The organism is Massilimicrobiota sp. An134, assembly GCF_002160815.1.
Lineage (GTDB): Bacteria > Bacillota_I > Bacilli_A > Erysipelotrichales > Coprobacillaceae > Allocoprobacillus > Allocoprobacillus merdigallinarum.
Genome location: NZ_NFLH01000028.1, coordinates 13,593 through 33,248 on the forward strand (window position 1 = coordinate 13,593; position 19,656 = coordinate 33,248).

Sequence of the window (19,656 nt, forward strand, 5' to 3'; positions counted from 1 at the left end):
TTTTTTTGTTATAATGTAGCATAAAGGAGGCGGTTATGATGTTTGGTCATTTGCAGATTTATAGTGGTTATAGTTTTCAGCAAAGTACAATTTTAATTGAAGATTTGGTTATGGCTGCAAAAGAGAAACATTTAGATGCCTTAGCCTTAACAGATAAAAATAATATGTTTGCGACAATAGAATTTAGTGAAACATGTTTAAAAAATAATATTAAACCTATTTTGGGCATGGAAGCCAGTGTCTTGATTGATGGAAATATTTACCCATTTATTCTTTTGGCTATTGATGATCAGGGTTATTTTGATCTGGTTCAAATCTGCTGTGAGATTAACTTAAGTCAAGATCGAGCCATTGCCCTAAATAAACTGGCGTTGTATCATGAACATCTTTATATCATTTCTGGTTTGGAAGATGGCATTATTGAACGTCATGTCGCAAAGGAAATGGAAGATGAAGCGATTAAATATATGCGTTTATTTCAAGAACTTTTTCATGATCATTATTATATCATGTTACAAAATCATCGTTTAAAATTTCAGGAACAACGCAATCAAAGAATCATATCTTTGGCTCGTTATGTTAAAGTCAAAGTGATTTGTTCTAATGAAGTGCGCTATTTAAAAAAACAGGATGCTTTGGCTGTTGATTTGATGCAGGCTTCTTTAAGTGGAACGGTCTTAGATGTGCAATATGAGCCATTGACGCAAGAAAAATATTTAAAAAGTGAAGCTGAAATGGAACAGTTATTTTCATCAGAGATTATTGAAGAAACAAGAAAAGTGTTAGTGACATGTAAAGCGACAGTGCCTTTACATGAAAAATATTTACCAACATATCCTGTCCCACATCAGGGAAAAGCTGTTGATTATTTAAGAAGTTTATGTAAGGTTGGATTAAAGAAACGTTTTGGTCATCAGGATATTCCCATCGCTTATAAAAAACGTCTACAATATGAATTGAATGTGATTCATGAAATGGGATTTGATGATTATTTTTTAATTGTCTGGGATTATGTTCGCTGGGCAAAAGTGCATAAAATTCAAGTCGGACCTGGAAGAGGGAGTGCGGCTGGAAGTCTGGTTGCCTATGTTTTAGGAATTACCAATATTGATCCATTACGTTATGATTTGTTGTTTGAGCGTTTTTTAAATCCTGGTCGTGTTTCTATGCCTGATATTGATATTGATTTTCAGGATGATCGTCGTGATGAAGTGATTCGTTATGTTATTGATAAATACGGTCAGGATCATGCCGCACAGATTGTCACTTTTAATACTTATGGACCTCGTGTAGCAATCAAAGAAATGGGAAAAGTCATGGGAATTCCACTTGCACGATTAGAATTAATTGCCAAGATGATACCGACTTCTCCTAAAAACAAAAAAACGATTACGCAGATGTATCAGACTTCTGCGCAGTTTCAATCTCTGATCAATCAAGATCCACGTCTTAAAAAAATCGTTGGAGCAACGAGTATTATTGAACATTTACCACGTAATGTATCAACACATGCGGCGGGAGTTATTTTATCTAGACGTGCTTTACATGAAGTTGTGCCATTAGTTGTAGGGCCAACTTCAACATTAATGAGTCAATATTCTAAAGATTATATTGAAAAAGCTGGTTTTCTGAAGATGGATTTTCTAGCTCTTAAAAATCTCACAATGTTAGATTATATTTGTAAAGATATTGAACACAATGAAGGGGTTTCTATTGCATTGAATCAATTGCCATTAGATGATGAAAAGACATATCGTCTGATTTCCAAAGCAGATACTTTTGGTGTCTTTCAGTTAGAATCTTATGGGATGCGTCATTTGTTAAGACAGATGAAACCTTACTGTTTTGATGATATTGTGGCAGCCATAGCCTTGTTTAGACCAGGACCTATGGAAAATATTCCGACTTATTTAAAACGTCGCAGTCATCAAGAAAAGATTACATATCCTTTAAAGGAATTAGAACCTATTTTAAAATCGACTTATGGCATCATGGTTTATCAGGAACAAATGATGCAGGTTGCCCAAAAAATGGCAGGTTTTTCACTTATGAAAGCTGATATACTGAGAAAGGCAACATCTAAAAAAGAAACACAGCTGATGCAGTCCATGAAAGAAGAATTTATTCAAGGTTGTTTAGATCATGGTTTCACTCAAGAAAAAGCCATTGAAGTTTTTGGCCTGATTGAAAAGTTTGCCGATTATGGATTTAATAAGTCACATAGTGTGGCTTATGGATACGTGGCTTATCAGTTGGCATATTTAAAAGCCAATTATCCACTTTACTTTTTTGCATCTATCTTATCTAATGAATTATCAAGTGAAAATACAAAGGTGCATTGTATTCAGGAGTGTAAAGCTTATCATGTCCAGATTTTACCACCGTCAGTTAATTATTCTCAGGCTCGTTTTATGGTGGAAGATGGGCACATTCGCTATTCTTTATTAGCCATTAAAAATGTTGGATATGCGGGTTATAAAGCTATTGTTGAAGAACGTGAAAAAGGATTATTTTTAGATATTTATGATTTTATGATGCGTATGGAAAATTCACATTTATCTAAAAAAATGTTAGAATCATTGGTTGATGCAGGGGCTTTGGATGAGTTTGGAATGTCACGTCAAACCATTTTAAAGAATCTAGATGCAATTAGGGATTATGGACATTTAAAAGAAAATCTGGGGATTGATGAAAAACCAGTTTTAACGATTTATCAAGATCAACAGGAAGAAAAACTCGCAAGAGAAAAAGCTGTATTAGGTGTGTATCTATCTATGCATCCTATTGAACTGATGAAACAAAAGATTCAGACAGCTTATGTTAATGTGGCTGATTTGGATGAATATATCCAAAAGACAGTCAATGTGGTTGTGCAGTTACAACGTGTTAAAAATATTACTGATCGTAAGGGTCAGGAAATGTGTTTTATTGAAGCAATGGATGAAACAGGTAGTATGGATGGTGTTGTCTTTGCTTCAAGTTATAAAAACATAGGAATGATGTTAAAGAAAGGAAATATTTGTCTTATTCAGGGAAAAGTAGATATGAAAGATAAATTATCTTTGATTGTGGATAAGGCAAGGGTTGTTGAATAGATATGGAAGAATTAATTTTGATTGATGGAAATTCATTGTTATTTAAAGCTTATTATGCAACAGCATCAATGGGAAATTTAATGGTGAATAAAGATGGGATACCAACCAATGCAGTCTTTGGCTTTGCGAATATGTTACAAAAGATATTAGAACGTGAAAGTGCCTATATTGTTGTGGCATTTGATTATGGTAAAAAGACATTTAGAAATGATTTATTGGAACAATACAAAGCCACAAGAAAAGAGACACCGGATGAATTAAAATGTCAGTTTGCAATGGTCAGAGAATTTCTAGATGCTTATTCTATTCCTTATTATGAATTAGAGGGATATGAAGGTGATGATTTAATTGGAACATTATCAAGGCTAGGGGAAGAACAAGGTTTAAGCGTGTCTATTTTTACAGGAGATAAAGATGCTTTTCAGCTTGTTTCTAAGCAGACAACAGTTTATCGTACTGTGAAAGGTGTCACTCAGCTTGATGTTTATACACCTGAAACAATTCAGGAAAAATATGGTTTGGTTCCTGATCAGATTCGTGATTTTCTAGGACTTATGGGAGATAGTGCTGATAATATTCCTGGAATTAAAGGTGTAGGTGAAAAAACAGCTTTAAAATTGCTTCATGAGTATGGGACGATTGAAAACTTAAAGGAACATATGCATGAAATCAAAGGAAAAATGGGTGAAAAGATTCGTGAAAATATTGATATCGGACTTCAGTCTAAGAAAATAGCTACGATTTTAAGAGATGTTCCTGTGACATTAGGTTTAAATCAGGCCCGTTATGATGGATATGATTTTGAAAAGCTCAAAGCTTTTTATACACATTATGATATGAATTCATTATTGAAAAAGATTTCTGTTGAATCACGTCCAACATCAAAAACGGATTTTCAATATGAAGTTGTTCAAAAAATGCCACCTATTCAAGAAGACAGTAGTGTTTTAGGTGCTATTTATGATTCTAATTATCATAAATCCATTGTTTTAGGATATGCTTTATATAATGCACATCAGGCTTATTTCATTACTTTTGAAGATGCTCTCAAAGATCAGCAGTTTTTAGACTATTTAAAAGATGAGCATTATCATAAATACAGTTATAATATCAAAGCTCAAATTTTATCAGCCAAATGGAATGGTATTGAAATCAAAGGTATGGACTTTGATTTACAATTAGCCTCTTATATTTTAAATCCAAGTTTAAAAGATGAAATGAAATATATTGGAGATTATTATGGTTATACATCTTTACAATATGAAGAAGAGGTTTTTGGAAAGAATACAAAGAAACATATTCCTGAATTAGATTTATTAGCCAAACATACCATTTCTAAAGCGAAGGCTATCTATGATTTAAAAGATCAGGCCATTGAAAAACTAAAACAGGAAGAACAGTATGATTTGTATCAGAATCTAGAATTACCAGTCACTTATATTTTGGCTCAAATGGAATATGTTGGAGCTAAGATAGATGTTGATGTCTTGAAAAAACTGGAACAGAATTTTGATCAGCAGATTAAAGAAATTGAAGAAGATATTTATATGCTGGCTGGTGAAAAATTCAATATTGCTTCTCCTAAACAGTTAGGTGATATTTTATTTCATAAATTAGGTTTGCCTAATGGTAAAAAAACAAAGAGTGGATATTCTACATCACAGGATATCTTAGAAAAGATTGAAGACTTACATCCTATTGTGCCTTTGATTCAACAATATCGTATGTTGACAAAATTATCATCTACATATGTCAAAGGATTACAGGAACAAGTCTTTCCTGATGGTAAAATTCATACCATTTTTAATCAGGCTTTAACACAGACAGGACGTTTATCATCTATTGATCCTAACTTGCAAAATATTCCTGTCCGTCAGGAAGAAGGAAAACTGATTCGACAGGCTTTTGTAGCGAGTCATGATTATTTAATATCTTTTGATTATTCACAGATTGAATTGCGTATTTTAGCACATTTGGCTCAAGTGAAATCATTGATTGACGCTTTCCATCAAAATAAAGATATCCATACACATACAGCGGCACTGGTTTTCAAAGTCAAAGATGAAGATGTCACTCCACAAATGCGTCGTCAGGCCAAAGCCGTTAACTTTGGAATCATTTATGGTATGGGAGAATTCCGTTTATCTAAACAGATCGGTGTGACATTATCTGAAGCTAAAGAATTCATTCGTCGCTATTTTGAAGAATATCCTGAAATTCAACAATATATGCATCGTGTTGTAGAAGACTGCAAAAAAAATGGTTATGTATCTACGGTATTGAATCGTAAACGTTATATTCCAACTATTAATGATAAGAATTTTATGGTGCGTGAACAGGCAAAACGTTTTGCGATGAATTCTCCAATTCAGGGAAGCGGTGCTGATATTTTAAAACTTGCGATGATTCAGGTAGATCGTTTAATGAAAGAAAAGAAAATGAAATCACAAATGATTTTACAGGTGCACGATGAATTGATTTTTGATGTTTATAAAGAAGAATTGGATGAAATGATGACGATCATCAAATCAGCTATGGAAAATGCCTTCCAAATGGAAGTTCCATTAAAAGTAGATGGAACTTATGCGACCAACTGGTATGATTTAAAATAAGGATTATATGCCAGAATTACCAGAAGTAGAAACCGTCAGGCGTACTTTAAAGAATTTTATTTTAGAACGCCCTATTTTAGGCATTGATGTTTATTATGATCGTATCATTCAGGGAGATACACAATTATTTGTCAAAAGTCTTCAACATGAAATCTTTTGTGATATTGATCGTGTTGGAAAATATCTGATTTTTAAATGTCAAAATCATGCATTTGTTTCTCATTTGCGTATGGAAGGAAAATTCCATATTGTTGAAAGTGATGAGCCTGTCAGTAAGCATACACATGTTGTCTTTCATATGGATAGGCATCAGGATTTAAGATATATAGATACAAGAAAGTTTGGACGAATGGAATTGGTGAGTCTGGATGATTATCGTGAACAGTTGCCTTTAAAGAAATTAGGCCCAGAACCTTTTGAAATCACAACAGAGGCTTTATATGAACGTTTGCATCATTGTTCTTTGCCTATTAAAACAGCCTTGCTTGATCAAAGTATGATGTGTGGGATAGGAAATATCTATGCCAATGAGATATGTTTTTATATGCATATCGATCCACGTACGAAAGCTTCTCGTTTATCTCGAAAAAGAGTGGATGAATTAAGAAAGGTTGCGATTATGGTATTACAAAGTGCCATTGAACAGGGTGGCACAACGATTCATTCCTTTGATGCTAATGGGATACATGGTCTGTTTCAGGTTCAGCTTAAAGTTCATGGACAAAAGGTTTGTCCAGTCTGTCATCATGATATTAAAAAAGTCATGGTTCATCAGCGTGGCACTTATTTTTGTCCACAATGTCAAAAGAAACGTTATTAAGGGGTGTGAAAAATGAGTCGAGTCATTGGAATTACGGGGTCAATTGCAGTGGGAAAAAGCAGTGTGACACAATATTTAAGAACACATGGTTATTGTGTTTTGGATGCTGATGAGATTTCACATCAGGCTTTAGAAAAGAACAGTGGATGTTATCATCAGATCATTGCTCACTTTGACTGTTTAGATGAAAATGGAAATATCAGTCGCCAAAAGCTGGGACAGATTGTTTTCCATGATGCCAAAAAGAAAGCTTTATTAGAAAGTATTATTCACCCTTATGTGAAAACAACATTACAGGAGGGAATTGAGACTTCTCAAGAACCGCTGATCTTTTTAGATGTACCATTATTATATGAAACGCATATGGATGAAATGTGTGATAGTGTCATTGTTGTTTATGTTGATGAAATGACTCAAATGAAACGTCTGATGGCACGCAATCATATTGATGAAACACAGGCTCAACATTTAATGAGTCAACAAATATCTATTGAAAGAAAAAAAGACATGGGAGATTATATCATTGATAATCGTTATGGTTTTGAAGAGTTATATCAAAATATAGAAAGGGTATTAAAGGATTTAAAAGATGAAACTGTATGTGACTGATTTATATCGTGTAGAAATGCGTTATCCGCTTGATGACGTACAAATAGATACATTATATTCTCTGTATCAGCCTTTGATTGGCATGAATGCAACGCATTTGTATATGATGCTTGTCATGGAAGGAAAACGTATGCGCCGTTTTATTGCACCTTGTCCACTTTCACGTTTAACATCTTATATGTCAATGAGTGTCATGGATATGGAAAAAGCTTTACGTAGTTTAGAAGCAATAGGATTGGTGAAAACCTATGTCAAACATGAAAATGATATAACCCAGTATATTTATCGTCTTTATGCCCCTTTATCTTTAAAAGCATTCTTTAAAAATCAGATTTTATCTTCATTATTACAGTTATCTTTATCTGAAGATGATTTTCAAAAAACAGTGCAATATTTTAAGATTTCTTTAGAAAATCTAGATGGTTATGAAGATATTACAGCAAGATTTCAAGATGTTTTTACTATCCAGCATTCTCCCCCAAAAACACGTCTTTTAAAATACAATGAAGATTTGATCCATCAAACAACACAGGATGTCAAAATAGATTATGATTATGATTTATTGTATCAGAGTTTAGCAGATTATCAGGTCAATCGTTCTTTACTGAGTCAGGATGATTTGAAGTATGCGACAGAACTGGCTTATGTTTATCATGTTGATGCTTTAACATTGGCAGGCATCATGAAGGATGCTATGGAATCACAGGGAATCAATCGTAGTCGTATGAAACAGGCAATTCAAAAATATTTTGATGTATCTCAAACATCTCAACTGCAGGAAGTTTATCATAAGCAGCCTTTACAGTTTCAAACATCAGATCAGACTTCATCACCACTTGTTTTACATATGAAATATTTAGATTCCTTAACACCCTATGATCTTTTAAAAGATAAACAGGGAGGCAAAGAACCTGTCTATCATGATTTAATGATTGTGGAAACATTAATGGTTCAATTAGGTTTAAAACCTGCTGTGGTGAATGTTTTGATTGAATATGTCTTAGGTAAGAATAACAATCGTTTATCAAAACGTTATTGTGAAGCGATTGGTGCTTCATGGGCCCGTAAGAATATTCAGACGGCTATGGATGCCTATCGTGAATTGATGAATCAATCCACACCAGAACAATCCAAAGAAGAAGAGGTTTCATCATCTTCATCACAAAGTCAAGTGTCATCACAAGAGCTGATGGACTTACTTAATCAATTGAAGGAGGGACAATTATGATCAAAATATCTGATATGATCGTCAAAGATGATATTGAAAAGTTAAAAAAAGAAAGCCAGTATGCATTATTAAAGGAACAAAATATTCAAGCTTTTTTAAAACAGAATCATTTAGATCCATCTGTTATGGATGATTACTGGGTAGAATTTTTAGATTATAATGATGATTTTCATGTTTGTCAGTCATGTCAATCTTTAAATCAGTGTCCTAAGGATACCATAGGTATGCAAAAAATATTAAAATATTATGATGGTGAAATTGTTTTAGAACTGCAAAGCTGTCCTTTTGGTAAAGAAATTGAAAAGAAGAGAAAACTTCTCGATCACTTTGTGATGAGTAATGTTAGTGAAGATTTAATGCTGACAGATTTGTCTTCACTCAAGATTGTTGAAAATGCGGCGAAACTTTCAGCTAATCATCAAAATGCTTTAGGACATATTCTTAAGTATTCACAGACACCCACTTCACAAGGACTTTTCTTACATGGTCCAATGGGAAGTGGAAAGACAACATTGTTGGCTGGTTTGATGAATAGTTTAGCTAAGAAAGATAAACAGATTGGATTTATTCATTTTCCAACTTATCTGATTGATCTCAAAGCGAGTTTTTCTTCTGGTGATAATGAATACGCTATGGATAAGTTGTTGAAGGTTGATTATTTACTGTTGGATGAATTAGGTGAAGAAAATATCACAGCGTGGTCACGTGATGAAATTCTATTAACCATTTTATCTTATCGTTTATTGAATCATTTACCTACTTTTTTTACAAGTATGTATGGTTATAATGAATTAAAAAAAGTCTATACTTTAAAAAAAGGTGATGAAATTCGTGCAAATACAATTATTTCAAAATTGAAAGCGTTAAGCATTGAAATAATGCTTGACTGAACCAAAATGACGATATAGAATGTACTCGAAAGTATAGAATACAACGTCATTTTATGATAAAATAATAACGAAAAAAGCGAGAGGAGAGTAGTTATGGTGAAATGCATTGGAGTATTAACTTCTGGTGGAGATGCGCCAGGAATGAACGCAGCTATCCGTGCTGTAACAAGAACTTGTTTAAACAAGGGAATTAAAATTTATGGGGTGCGATTAGGATATAAAGGACTTCATGATGGTGAATTTATTGAATTCGATAGGCATAGTACACGTAATATTATTAACATTGGGGGAACATTCTTAAAATCTGCACGTTTTCCTGAATTTAAAGACCCTAAAGTCAGAGAAGAAGCCATTGAACAAATGAAAAAAGTTGGAATGGAAGCTTTGGTTGTTATTGGGGGAGATGGAAGCTATAATGGAGCTTTAAAATTAACAGAAATGGGAATCAACTGTATTGGTATTCCTGGAACAATAGATAATGATATTCCTGATACTGATTTTACAATTGGATTTGATACAGCTTTAAATACAATTGTAGATGCTTTAGATAAATTAAGAGATACATCAAGCTCACATCAAAGATGTACAATTCTTGAAGTTATGGGAAGAAGATGTGGTGACTTGGCTGTTCATGCAGGACTTGCCTGTGGAGCAGAAATGATTGTGACAAGCGAAAGTGGTTTTGATGAAGAAGAAGTCATTGAAACTTTAAAACGTTCAAAAGCTTCTGATAAAAAACATGCTTTGGTTGTTATTACTGAACATATTACTGATGTTCATGAACTTGCAAAACGTGTTGAAGAAGCAACTGGTTTTGAAACACGTGCTAATGTTTTAGGACATATGCAAAGAGGTGGACGTCCATCTGCTAGAGATCGTGTTTTAGCTACTCGTATGGGAATCAAAGCTGTTGAATTATTAGAAGAAGGTAAAGGCGGTCTTTGCATTAGTGATGTTAAAGGTGAAATTGTTGGACTACCAATTCAAGAAGTCTTAGGACATAAACGTAAAGTCAATCAAGGTATTTACGAAGATGTATTAAAACTTCGTTAAATATAAACTAAGCTATAGGAGATTAATTGAGAATGAAAGATAAGATGAAGAAAACAAAGATTATTTGTACAATTGGACCTGCATCTGAAGATCCAAAAATGTTAAAAAAATTAGTTTTAGCTGGTATGAATGTTATGCGTTGTAACTTCTCTCATGGTGATTATGAAGAACATGGTAAAAAAATGCAAACAATGCGTGATGTCAATGCTGAACTTGGGACAAACTGTGCTATTTTATTAGATACAAAAGGGCCTGAAATTAGAACTGGTGATTTTGAAGGTGGATTTACTGAATTTAAAAAAGGACAAGTATCTACAATCTGTGTGGAAGATATCGTAGGGACTGCAGATCGTTTCACAATCACTTATAAAGATTTATACAAAGATGTTAAACCTGGTGGATTTATCTTAGTAAACGATGGTCAAGTTGAATTATTAGTTGACCATGTTGAAGGAACTGATATCGTTTGTGTTTGTGCAAATGATGGTAAAGTCAAAAATAAACGTGGAATCAATGTTCCTGGTATCGAACTTGGATTTGATTTCATTTCTGAAAAAGATAGAGCTGACTTAGAATTTGGATGTCAACAAGATGTAGATTACATCGCTGCATCATTTGTACGTCGTCCTCAAGACGTTTTAGATGTTAAAAAAGTATTAGTTGAAAATGGAAAACCTGATATTCAAATCATCGCTAAAATTGAAAATAGCGAAGGTGTTGAAAAAATGGATGATATCATTAAAGTTGCTGATGGTATCATGGTTGCACGTGGGGATTTAGGTGTTGAAGTTCCTGCTGAAGATGTACCATTAATTCAAAAAGAATTAATCAGAAAATGTAAAGCAGCTGGTAAAGTTGTTATTACTGCAACACAAATGCTTGAATCTATGCAAGAAAATCCAAGACCAACTCGTGCTGAAGTCAGCGACGTTGCAAACGCTATTTATGATGGTACTGATGCTATTATGTTATCTGGTGAATCTGCACAAGGTAAATATCCAGAAGAAGCTGTTATGGTTATGAACAAAATTGCAATTAAAACAGAATCTACATTAGATTATGCTTCATTACATAGAAAAGCTGTCAGAACTGCATCTGATGATCCTTCTGAAGCTATCTGTATGTCAGTAGCTGAAATTGCAACAAAATTCAATGTTGCTGCCATCGTTGCATTTACAGAATCTGGATTTACAGCAAAGAAAATGTCTAGATATAGACCAGAATGTCCAATCATTGCGGCAACTCCATATGAAAAAACAACTAAGAAATTAGCAATTAACTGGGGTGTTAAATCTGTCACATGTAAACACATGGATACAACAGAAGGTTTATTAAACTTAGCTGAAGTTATTGCAAAAGAAAACGGTGTTAATGCTGGGGAAACAATCCTTGTTACTGGAGGAACTCCTGGTGTTCGTGGAACAACAAGCTACTTACAATTAATCACTGTTAAATAAATTTTCAATCAATTTCTATTCATGAGAAAAGTATCACTTTCAAAGTGATGCTTTTTTATGTAAAATTTACATTTTAGAGATTTTTTCATATTTTATACACAAAAATATGATATTTTAAATATAGAAAAGAAATAAAGAGAAAGGTATGCTGAAATATGTTTCATCAAGCAGGAGATAAACTGAAGGTTTGTTCCTATTTATTTATGATTTTCTATACAATAAAATCACTCATTTTTCGATTACAATATATATTGTCAATTGAAAATTTATTCAGTTTTTCAAAAGATATTGTTTTTGCATTCATTGTGTCATTATTGATTTATGGCTGTAGCTATATAGTGAAATTATATGAAAATAAGAATATTTTATAAACTCCAAAAATGACAGGGGGGGGTACATAACGTGACTTATAAAGTATCTAAAATTTTAAAAGTATGTGCTTATATTTTCTTAGTTGGGAGTATCTTACAACAAGGATATACAATAGCGATGAATACATCTTATTTAAATACTGGTGAGCTAATGGGAGTAGAATCCATGCTGATGATGTTGTGGTCTTGTTTTATCTCCTTTTTACTTTCATTAATCATCTATGGATTTGCAGAAATTATTGAATATTATGAAATGAAAAAAACAAAAGATACAGATATCTTGACAAATGAGAATAATGATGTAAAATAACTTTACAAGCAATGATTTAGGATATGTTTTTATAAGTGATTGTTTAGAGAAAAGATGGTTGGTGAAAATCTTTGATAGCTTATAGAAATACTCCCTAATAGGCTACACTCGAAAGAGATTGTCGTAGAACTGCGTTAAAGTTTTGAGGTTATCTGATAGATAATGAATAAAGGTGGTACCACGAGATTTCGTCCTTTGGATGAAATCTCTTTTTTATTAAGGGGGTCAGATATGGAAAAAGGACATTTAGAATTTCCTGATTATCATCATGAAGAATCAATGAAAGCATTGATTCAAGCTATGAAAGATGATCATAATCCTTTTGGTGTCAATGGTGCAGGTTCTTTTGAAAGCTGTTCAAGTTATCAGGAATGGATTTCAAGAGAAAAGAAGAATCATTTAGGTATTGAATTAGAAGATGGTTTTGTTCCAGGGACAGAGTTTTTATATGTTGTCAATAATCAAGTGATTGGTTGTATTCATATCCGTCATTGCTTAAATGAGGCTTTATTCAAACATGGTGGACATATTGGCTATTCCATTCATCCTGATTATCGTAGGCAGGGATATGCTACAGATATGTTGAAACAGGCACTTCAATTTTGTCAACAATGGGAAATTGAACCCGTATTAATCACTTGTCATCAAGATAATGTGGCTTCAAGAAAGACCATTGAAAAATGTGGTGGTGTTTTTGAAAATCAATATGATGATATTTTAAGATTTTGGATAGGAGGAAAGAAATAATGAGAGATTTTATTAATGAAGAAGCTTTAAATACTTTAAATCATTCATGTGCACATGTGATGGCACAGGCAGTTAAGCATTTATATCCTCAAGCTAAATTCTGGGTTGGACCAGTTGTGAGTGAAGGATTCTACTATGATATTGATTTAGGTGACCAGGTGATTACTGATGATGATTTACCTAAAATTGAAAAAGAAATGAAGAAAATCTGTAAAGATGGAAAAAGAATTATCAGAGAAGAAATTTCTAAGGAAGAAGCTTTAGAAATGTTTAAAGATGATCCTTATAAGTTAGATTTAATTCAAGGTTTAGAAGATGGACATATTACATGTTATCGTCAAGGAGACTTCGTCGATTTATGTAGAGGGCCACATGTAGAAACTGTCAAATTATGTAAGAATTTTAAATTATTAAAACATTCTGGGGCTTACTGGAAAGGTGATAAAAACAATAAAGTTCTACAAAGAATTTATGGTGTTTGTTTCCCAACAGCTGAAGAGTTACAGGAACATTTAGACTTTTTAGAAGAAGCTAAAAAAAGAGATCATAAAAAATTAGGAAAAGAACTTGATTTATTTATGATGAGTGAATATGCACCAGGTATGCCATTTTTCTTACCACATGGGATGTTATTAAGAAATACATTAGAACAATACTGGTATGAAGAACATGCCAAAGAAGGATATCAGTTCATTAAAACACCAATCATGATGTCAAGAGAGTTATGGGAAACTTCAGGACATTGGGATAACTATAAAGAAAATATGTATACAAGTGAAGTTGATGAGCGTGAATTTGCGATTAAACCAATGAACTGTCCAGGAAGTATGCTTGTTTATAAAAATGGTTTACATTCTTATAAAGATTTACCACTTCGTATGGGAGAACTTGGACAAGTGCATAGACATGAAGCCAGTGGTGCTTTAAATGGTTTATTTAGAGTACGTACTTTTACACAGGACGATGCACATATCTTTATGACACCTGATCAGATTGAAAGTGAAGTTGTACGTTTGATTTCATTTATTGATCGTGTTTATTCTAATTTAGGCTTACCATATGATATTGAATTATCAACTCGTCCAGAAGAAAAATATATTGGAGATTTAGAAATCTGGGAAAAGAGTGAAGCAGCCTTAGCAGCAGCATGTCAAGCAGCTGGAAAAGACTTTAAAGTCAATCCTGGAGATGGAGCTTTCTATGGTCCAAAACTTGACTTCCATGTCAGAGATTCTTTAGGAAGAGTTTGGCAATGTGGAACAATCCAATTAGATATGAACTTACCAGAAAGATTTGATTTAACATATGTGGATCATAATGGTGAAAAAGTGAGACCAGTTATGTTACATCGTGTGATCTTTGGTTCTATTGAAAGATTTATTGGTATTTTGATTGAACACTTTGCAGGGGCATTCCCATTATGGTTAGCACCAACACAAGTCAAAGTGATTCCAGTTAAAAATGAATATCATTTAGAATATTCAAAAGAAGTCTATAAACTTCTAGAAGACAAAGGAATTCGTGTGGAATTAGATGATCGTGAAGAAAAATTAGGTTATCGTATTCGTGAAGCACAGATGAAGAAGATTCCATATCAGCTAGTCTTAGGTGATAAAGAAAGAGATGAAAGAACTGTGACTTTTCGTCAATATGGTGAAAAAGACCAAATTACTGTATCATTAGATAAATTTGTAGATATGGTCTTAAAACAAATTGAAGAAAAATCGGTAATCTAAAATAACACGGAGTTGTGGGTTTTTGGATTATAAGAACTGGTGGGAAGAATAGCCTTCCCACTATTTTAAAACTGTATAGGAGAATCATGATTTGATGATGAGTCATGGTTCTTTTTTTCTGTTCTTTCTATCAGTTTATCTAACTTCAGATTGATTTCCTGAGTCAAATCATCCAGTTCATCTGCATATTCATATACCATATTGAGTTTGTACAGTATATCTTCCAGCACTCGCTGTCTATTGACAATGCTTATATCATGATCATCCACTATCAGTGCATAAATTTTTTTCTTGTCATCATTCTGTAAAATCTCCTCTGTTTTTGATTGGATATATGTGATATGTTGAGTCCTTATTGAGACAGTACATGATTCTCGTTCTGAAGCGATGCCAGTTGAGGTATCCATTTGAACTGTGTTTCAGTAGCTTGATGGATTTGTTTCAGGTAACGCGCATGAAACAAAGAAAGAATGATATTTATCCTATTTTTTATAAGGCAGAAGAGGTGACTAAGATTTTAGATGTATCAAAGCCAACAGCTTATAAAATCATCCAAAGCCTTAACCAAAGAATAAAGATGAAGGATACATCACGATTGCAGGAAGAGTCAATAAGGATTATTTCTGGAAATGCATGTATGTTGGAGAACAGCATCGTGGAGTTGTAAATGGATATGTCAGTTAATAAGTATACGAAAAAGATAAAGGTTAATGGTGGCTATAAGGAAGTCACACAGTATGGAAGAGTATAGGGAATATAGTGAAAGAAATTGGGCATCTACAATAATAGAAGAAATTATCCTTTTTAGGTGTAGACATTTATATATATTGGTTATGAGAATTGTTGATGATTTTCGGAAAAACGGATGAAGATAATATTAGACATGATAGCCTGATAAAATATACAAATTTATGAAAGTGTGAGGATGATAAAGTAAATAATAGCTCAATAAATAAAAAGGTGAAATGAAAATTTAAATTCCACTTTGTATGTTTAAATTCTACTCTTCTTGTGGGTGTAGAATTTCAAATTACAAAGTGGAGTTTTGTATTACAAAAAATCATCTCAAATATTGATTTTTTATACGTCAGATCTTAAAATGAACCTGTAAGAAGCAATTTGACTCATTTATGAGAGTATAGTAAAGCTAGGGTCAAATTTTCTGTTTTTTCGCAATGTGAAATTCCACCCCGTGATGGTCTTATTTATTTGTATATTATGGGTATCCCTGTGTTTTGTTTATACTTTATTTTTTAGATAAGAGTGACTGAGTCAGATTGATCTTATCTGGGTCAATATGTTCGATTCCAAAGTAGCTTGCAACTTCTTTGGAAAACAACAAAGTGAAGATAAAAAATGGTGTTTTGTCATTCAGCTTTGGACGAGCATACGAATTAATGTGAGACATCATCAAATTGATGTCTTTTTGCATATAAAGATCAAATGGTTTTCCTTTCGGTACGATTCTTCTTATAAATTCATGATTAACTTCGCAGTCACCTTTTTCAAACGGAGAACTAGGATGACAGTAAAACATATATGTTCTTCTGTTTCCGTCTTCATCAAACTCAATGGCTTTTGGATTGGAGAACTCAGGTCCATTATCTGCCAGGATGACAGGAAACAGCTTCATGAACATATCTCTTCCAAGATAATCATAAATGTCGTTGAAGACATCAATGACAGACTGTGCGTCATTATATTCTCTTCTAAAAGCAATCATAAATGTTGGCACTGTAAAATGAATTGTAAGCAGACAGGCACCACCTTTAGTGCCTTCAACTGTATCAATCTGGACAACAGGCATATCAGGTTTTTCCTTCATAAAATTTTCAAAATCTTCATATCTTCTTCCATCCAGACATTTTGAATCAATTTTGTATCTTGAAGACTTTTTTCTTTTTTTATAGGTTACCTGTCGAGGCAGGTCGATATTTCTCACTTTCAATATACCAGCATCAATAATCTTATAAAGAGTCTTTTCACTGAACATGATCTCATTCTTATGATGAATGTAGACATGATGAATGGATTGTCCCTGCTGGGCAATCAATGGATAAAGTAGCTCATTAAGATGATTGATTTCTTCTTGAGTAATGATGATACCTTTACGTGATTCAGAAAGTTTTTCTTGATATTTTTTATTGGCATCAAGTGCATAATAGATATGCTTTGTCAAAGTGCATTTCCTCAGATCAGGACAACCGTTGCAGACATATGGTGGTTTAGAAAGCTTAGGACAGATTTCTTCCACATAGTTGACGCATTCGTAGATGCAGCGAGTACAGGATCTGCAGAGCTGAGATTTCATAACTGGACAGTTATCGCAAGCAGAATTGCGTTCTTTGCATGTATGTCTGTTAAGACAGTTATTGAACGAACGACCAACTGTACCAATTTTACGAACAGAAAGATTCTTTTTGACTTCCTTTGAGATTGTTGTACAATCCTTATCCAGTTTTTTGGCAATCGCCTTGAAAGATTCATTATTTTTCAGACTGTTTTCAATTGTGATTCTATCATGAGCAGTCAAATGTTTCTGATTAGCCATGATGAGCACCTCCAGTAGAAGGGATACCCACTATTATTATAAAAGTTTGCAGGATTAAATTCTATCATCTAATTTGTAAAATTAAATTCCATATAAATTGATTTAGGGATGGAATTTCGTTTTTCAATTTACGCAATAAATAAAAAATATTCATTGTATTATAAAATATGCTATTTTATTGAAATGATATGATATACTTTAGTTATAATAGGTTAAAAGGTGATGACAAAATGCATATTTATCTATGGACAGATTATGAAGAAGAAAATAATTCGGAAATAGCAAAGCAAAATCCAAGCTTGATGAATTACATTGAAGATATGGATGATTCATATTATTTAGAGATTCCATTTGGTGAGATAAAGAAAGATTTAGAAATGCACTTTAGTTCAAAATACAAAGGATTGCTAATGACTTATATTGGGATGTTTACTATGAAGAAAGATAAAGACAGCATATCCATTAAAAATGATGACATTACATATTCTGTTATGGAGAGTAATATAAAGTTATGTTTAGAAACTGAATCAAATATCATTGAGTTTGAAGAAAAAGTTGATTTTTTATGTTCGGATTACTATGGAGATATTATGCTATTATTAAGATTTCATGACAGTCAAATGAAATTTATCATTACAAAGCATGGAAAGATGTTTTGGTTTAAGAACAATATGGATATTAATAAAAAACCAATTGTCTATAATAGTGATTTTTTTGAAAATAAAAAAATATCAATCAGAAAAATAATGAGCATATATTCATATGTTGTTAGATTTTATGATGAATATATGGCTATTCCATACATGGACTCACAAAAAAGAAAAGCATTAGAGGAAACTCAAGATATCATATTATCTCAGGTGGCAAACAAAGATATTATTAAATACTTTGATAATGTAAAAAATGAATACTCAATTTTCTTAACATTAAATAATACAAAAAATGGGAAAATAGCAAGATATCTAATAGATAAATACCATATGGAATATAATATGGTACCTAATTTTTTTATGGATGATAAAACATTAAATATTATACTCTATGAACCAGATGAGAAGGAGATACATCAGTATTACGAATATATCGTTCAAACGCATCGTAAATATTCTTCGTATTCAATATATAATATTGATATTGATTTATTATGTAAAGCTATGCAAAAAAGTAATAATTATTTGGCTAAAAAGAAGATTAATAGCTATTCTTTTAGAACTCTGAATGATGTAGAGTATGCACAGTGTCTGGGAATAATAAAAAATATATTATTGACATTTCCTTTAAATGAAGAGGAACTGTTTGCTTTTGTTAGTAGAATAAATGAAATTGCTTACAAAATTCCTAAATATAAATATGAAAAACAATTGCCTGAAACACCGCTTTATCCAAATACACCAAGATTACGTGAAATTGAAGATTTTTATTGGCGTACATATTTCAAAAATATAAAATATATTATTAGCGATAAGATTCAAAATAGTGATGAATTGACACCAGAAGAAATAGAATACAATAATGTGATGCAACCATACCAAGAAAAGAAGAAAGAGGTTAATAACATGTTAGCTAGTATGGAATCAACATTTCTTTCTGAAATGATAGACCGTGGATTGTATAATAATAAATGGAAAAATGAACAGGAATTATTTAAAGTGGTAAGAAGTTTATATTCAGATGCTATCTATCAATATCACTCAAAATTTCTAGAACTTCAATCATTAGATATTTTTATTCCGTCAATAAACTTAGGAATTGAATATCAAGGAGAACAACATTACATACCAATTGATTTCTTTGGTGGTGAAGATGGATTGAGGAAAAGAAAAGAACTGGATGAAAAGAAATTAGAGAAATGTAAAGCCCATGGAGTTATGCTGTTGTATTGGAAATACAATGAATTAATAACTAAAAAAACGGTTAAAGAAAAAATTGATGATTTTATTAATAATATAGAGTAAATAATTTTATCAAAATATATTCATATTTTTATGGTAATCTAAAATAACTCGGGGTTTTAGGGTTTTAGATTCTATATTAATACGGAAAAAAATATCTTCCTGTATTTTTGTATACAATAAAACCCACAGATAGTCTGTGGGTCAGTAAAAAGCTTTAGCGTAGTGATAATGTTAAAAACCTCCTGTATAATAGTATTGCGGCCTGGAAACTGCAAAACTAAA

General features: G+C 32.4%; 14 protein-coding genes. 13 read left to right on the forward strand and 1 reads right to left on the reverse strand.

Features of this window, described 5'->3' with window-relative positions; all coding sequences use genetic code 11:
• Positions 1-35: 35 nt before the first annotated feature.
• The 12 genes from dnaE (at position 36) to B5E79_RS10380 (ending at position 15,595) form a co-directional block, all read left to right on the forward strand.
• On the forward strand, positions 36-3,095 hold the full coding sequence (gene dnaE, locus B5E79_RS10315) for a DNA polymerase III subunit alpha (RefSeq protein WP_241147485.1): 3,060 nt from the start codon (positions 36-38) through the stop codon (positions 3,093-3,095).
• 2 nt (positions 3,096-3,097) lie between these two features.
• Entirely contained in the window at positions 3,098-5,707 is a 2,610-nt protein-coding gene (gene polA, locus B5E79_RS10320) for a DNA polymerase I (protein WP_087297961.1), read from the forward strand.
• A 7-nt stretch (positions 5,708-5,714) separates the two neighbouring features.
• Positions 5,715-6,527, forward strand: coding sequence for a DNA-formamidopyrimidine glycosylase (gene mutM, locus B5E79_RS10325; protein ID WP_087297962.1), 813 nt, complete (start codon positions 5,715-5,717; stop codon positions 6,525-6,527).
• Positions 6,528-6,539: 12 nt separating this feature from the next.
• Positions 6,540-7,136, forward strand: a complete 597-nt coding sequence (gene coaE, locus B5E79_RS10330; protein WP_087297963.1) for a dephospho-CoA kinase — start codon at positions 6,540-6,542, stop codon at positions 7,134-7,136.
• On the forward strand, positions 7,117-8,364 hold the full coding sequence (locus B5E79_RS10335; protein WP_087297964.1) for a DnaD domain protein: 1,248 nt from the start codon (positions 7,117-7,119) through the stop codon (positions 8,362-8,364). The genes coaE and B5E79_RS10335 overlap by 20 nt, the downstream gene beginning before the upstream one ends.
• Positions 8,361-9,254 carry an ATP-binding protein gene (locus tag B5E79_RS10340; RefSeq protein WP_087297965.1) on the forward strand — a complete coding sequence of 298 codons (894 nt, stop codon included), beginning with the start codon at positions 8,361-8,363 and terminating at the stop codon, positions 9,252-9,254. Before B5E79_RS10335 ends, B5E79_RS10340 begins: the two co-directional genes overlap by 4 nt.
• 93 nt (positions 9,255-9,347) lie before the next feature.
• Positions 9,348-10,307, forward strand: coding sequence for a 6-phosphofructokinase (gene pfkA / locus B5E79_RS10345; RefSeq protein WP_087297966.1), 960 nt, complete (start codon positions 9,348-9,350; stop codon positions 10,305-10,307).
• 32 nt (positions 10,308-10,339) lie between these two features.
• The gene (pyk, locus tag B5E79_RS10350) at positions 10,340-11,764 is read left to right on the forward strand and encodes a pyruvate kinase (protein WP_087297967.1); all 1,425 of its coding nucleotides are present in this window, start codon (positions 10,340-10,342) and stop codon (positions 11,762-11,764) included.
• A 402-nt stretch (positions 11,765-12,166) separates the two neighbouring features.
• Positions 12,167-12,445 carry a hypothetical protein gene (locus B5E79_RS10360; protein ID WP_087243336.1) on the forward strand — a complete coding sequence of 93 codons (279 nt, stop codon included), beginning with the start codon at positions 12,167-12,169 and terminating at the stop codon, positions 12,443-12,445.
• Positions 12,446-12,676: 231 nt separating this feature from the next.
• Positions 12,677-13,192, forward strand: coding sequence for a GNAT family N-acetyltransferase (locus B5E79_RS10365; protein WP_087305578.1), 516 nt, complete (start codon positions 12,677-12,679; stop codon positions 13,190-13,192).
• Positions 13,192-14,928 (forward strand): threonine--tRNA ligase, encoded by a 1,737-nt coding sequence (gene thrS / locus B5E79_RS10370; RefSeq protein ID WP_087297970.1) that lies wholly within the window; start codon positions 13,192-13,194, stop codon positions 14,926-14,928. The genes B5E79_RS10365 and thrS overlap by 1 nt, the downstream gene beginning before the upstream one ends.
• Positions 14,929-15,382: 454 nt before the next feature.
• Positions 15,383-15,595: a hypothetical protein gene (locus B5E79_RS10380; RefSeq protein ID WP_241147486.1), complete on the forward strand. Its 213-nt coding sequence runs from the start codon at positions 15,383-15,385 to the stop codon at positions 15,593-15,595.
• Positions 15,596-16,174: 579 nt separating this feature from the next.
• On the opposite strand, the gene B5E79_RS10385 is transcribed toward B5E79_RS10380, so the two are convergent.
• Complete coding sequence (locus tag B5E79_RS10385; RefSeq protein WP_087297972.1) at positions 16,175-17,479, reverse strand: IS30 family transposase; 1,305 nt, start codon at positions 17,477-17,479, stop codon at positions 16,175-16,177.
• A gap of 188 nt (positions 17,480-17,667) precedes the next feature.
• Here B5E79_RS10385 and B5E79_RS10390 point away from each other — a divergent pair, with 188 nt between their 5' ends.
• Entirely contained in the window at positions 17,668-19,434 is a 1,767-nt protein-coding gene (locus B5E79_RS10390; protein ID WP_143746782.1) for a PDDEXK family nuclease, read from the forward strand.
• Positions 19,435-19,656 lie beyond the last annotated feature (222 nt).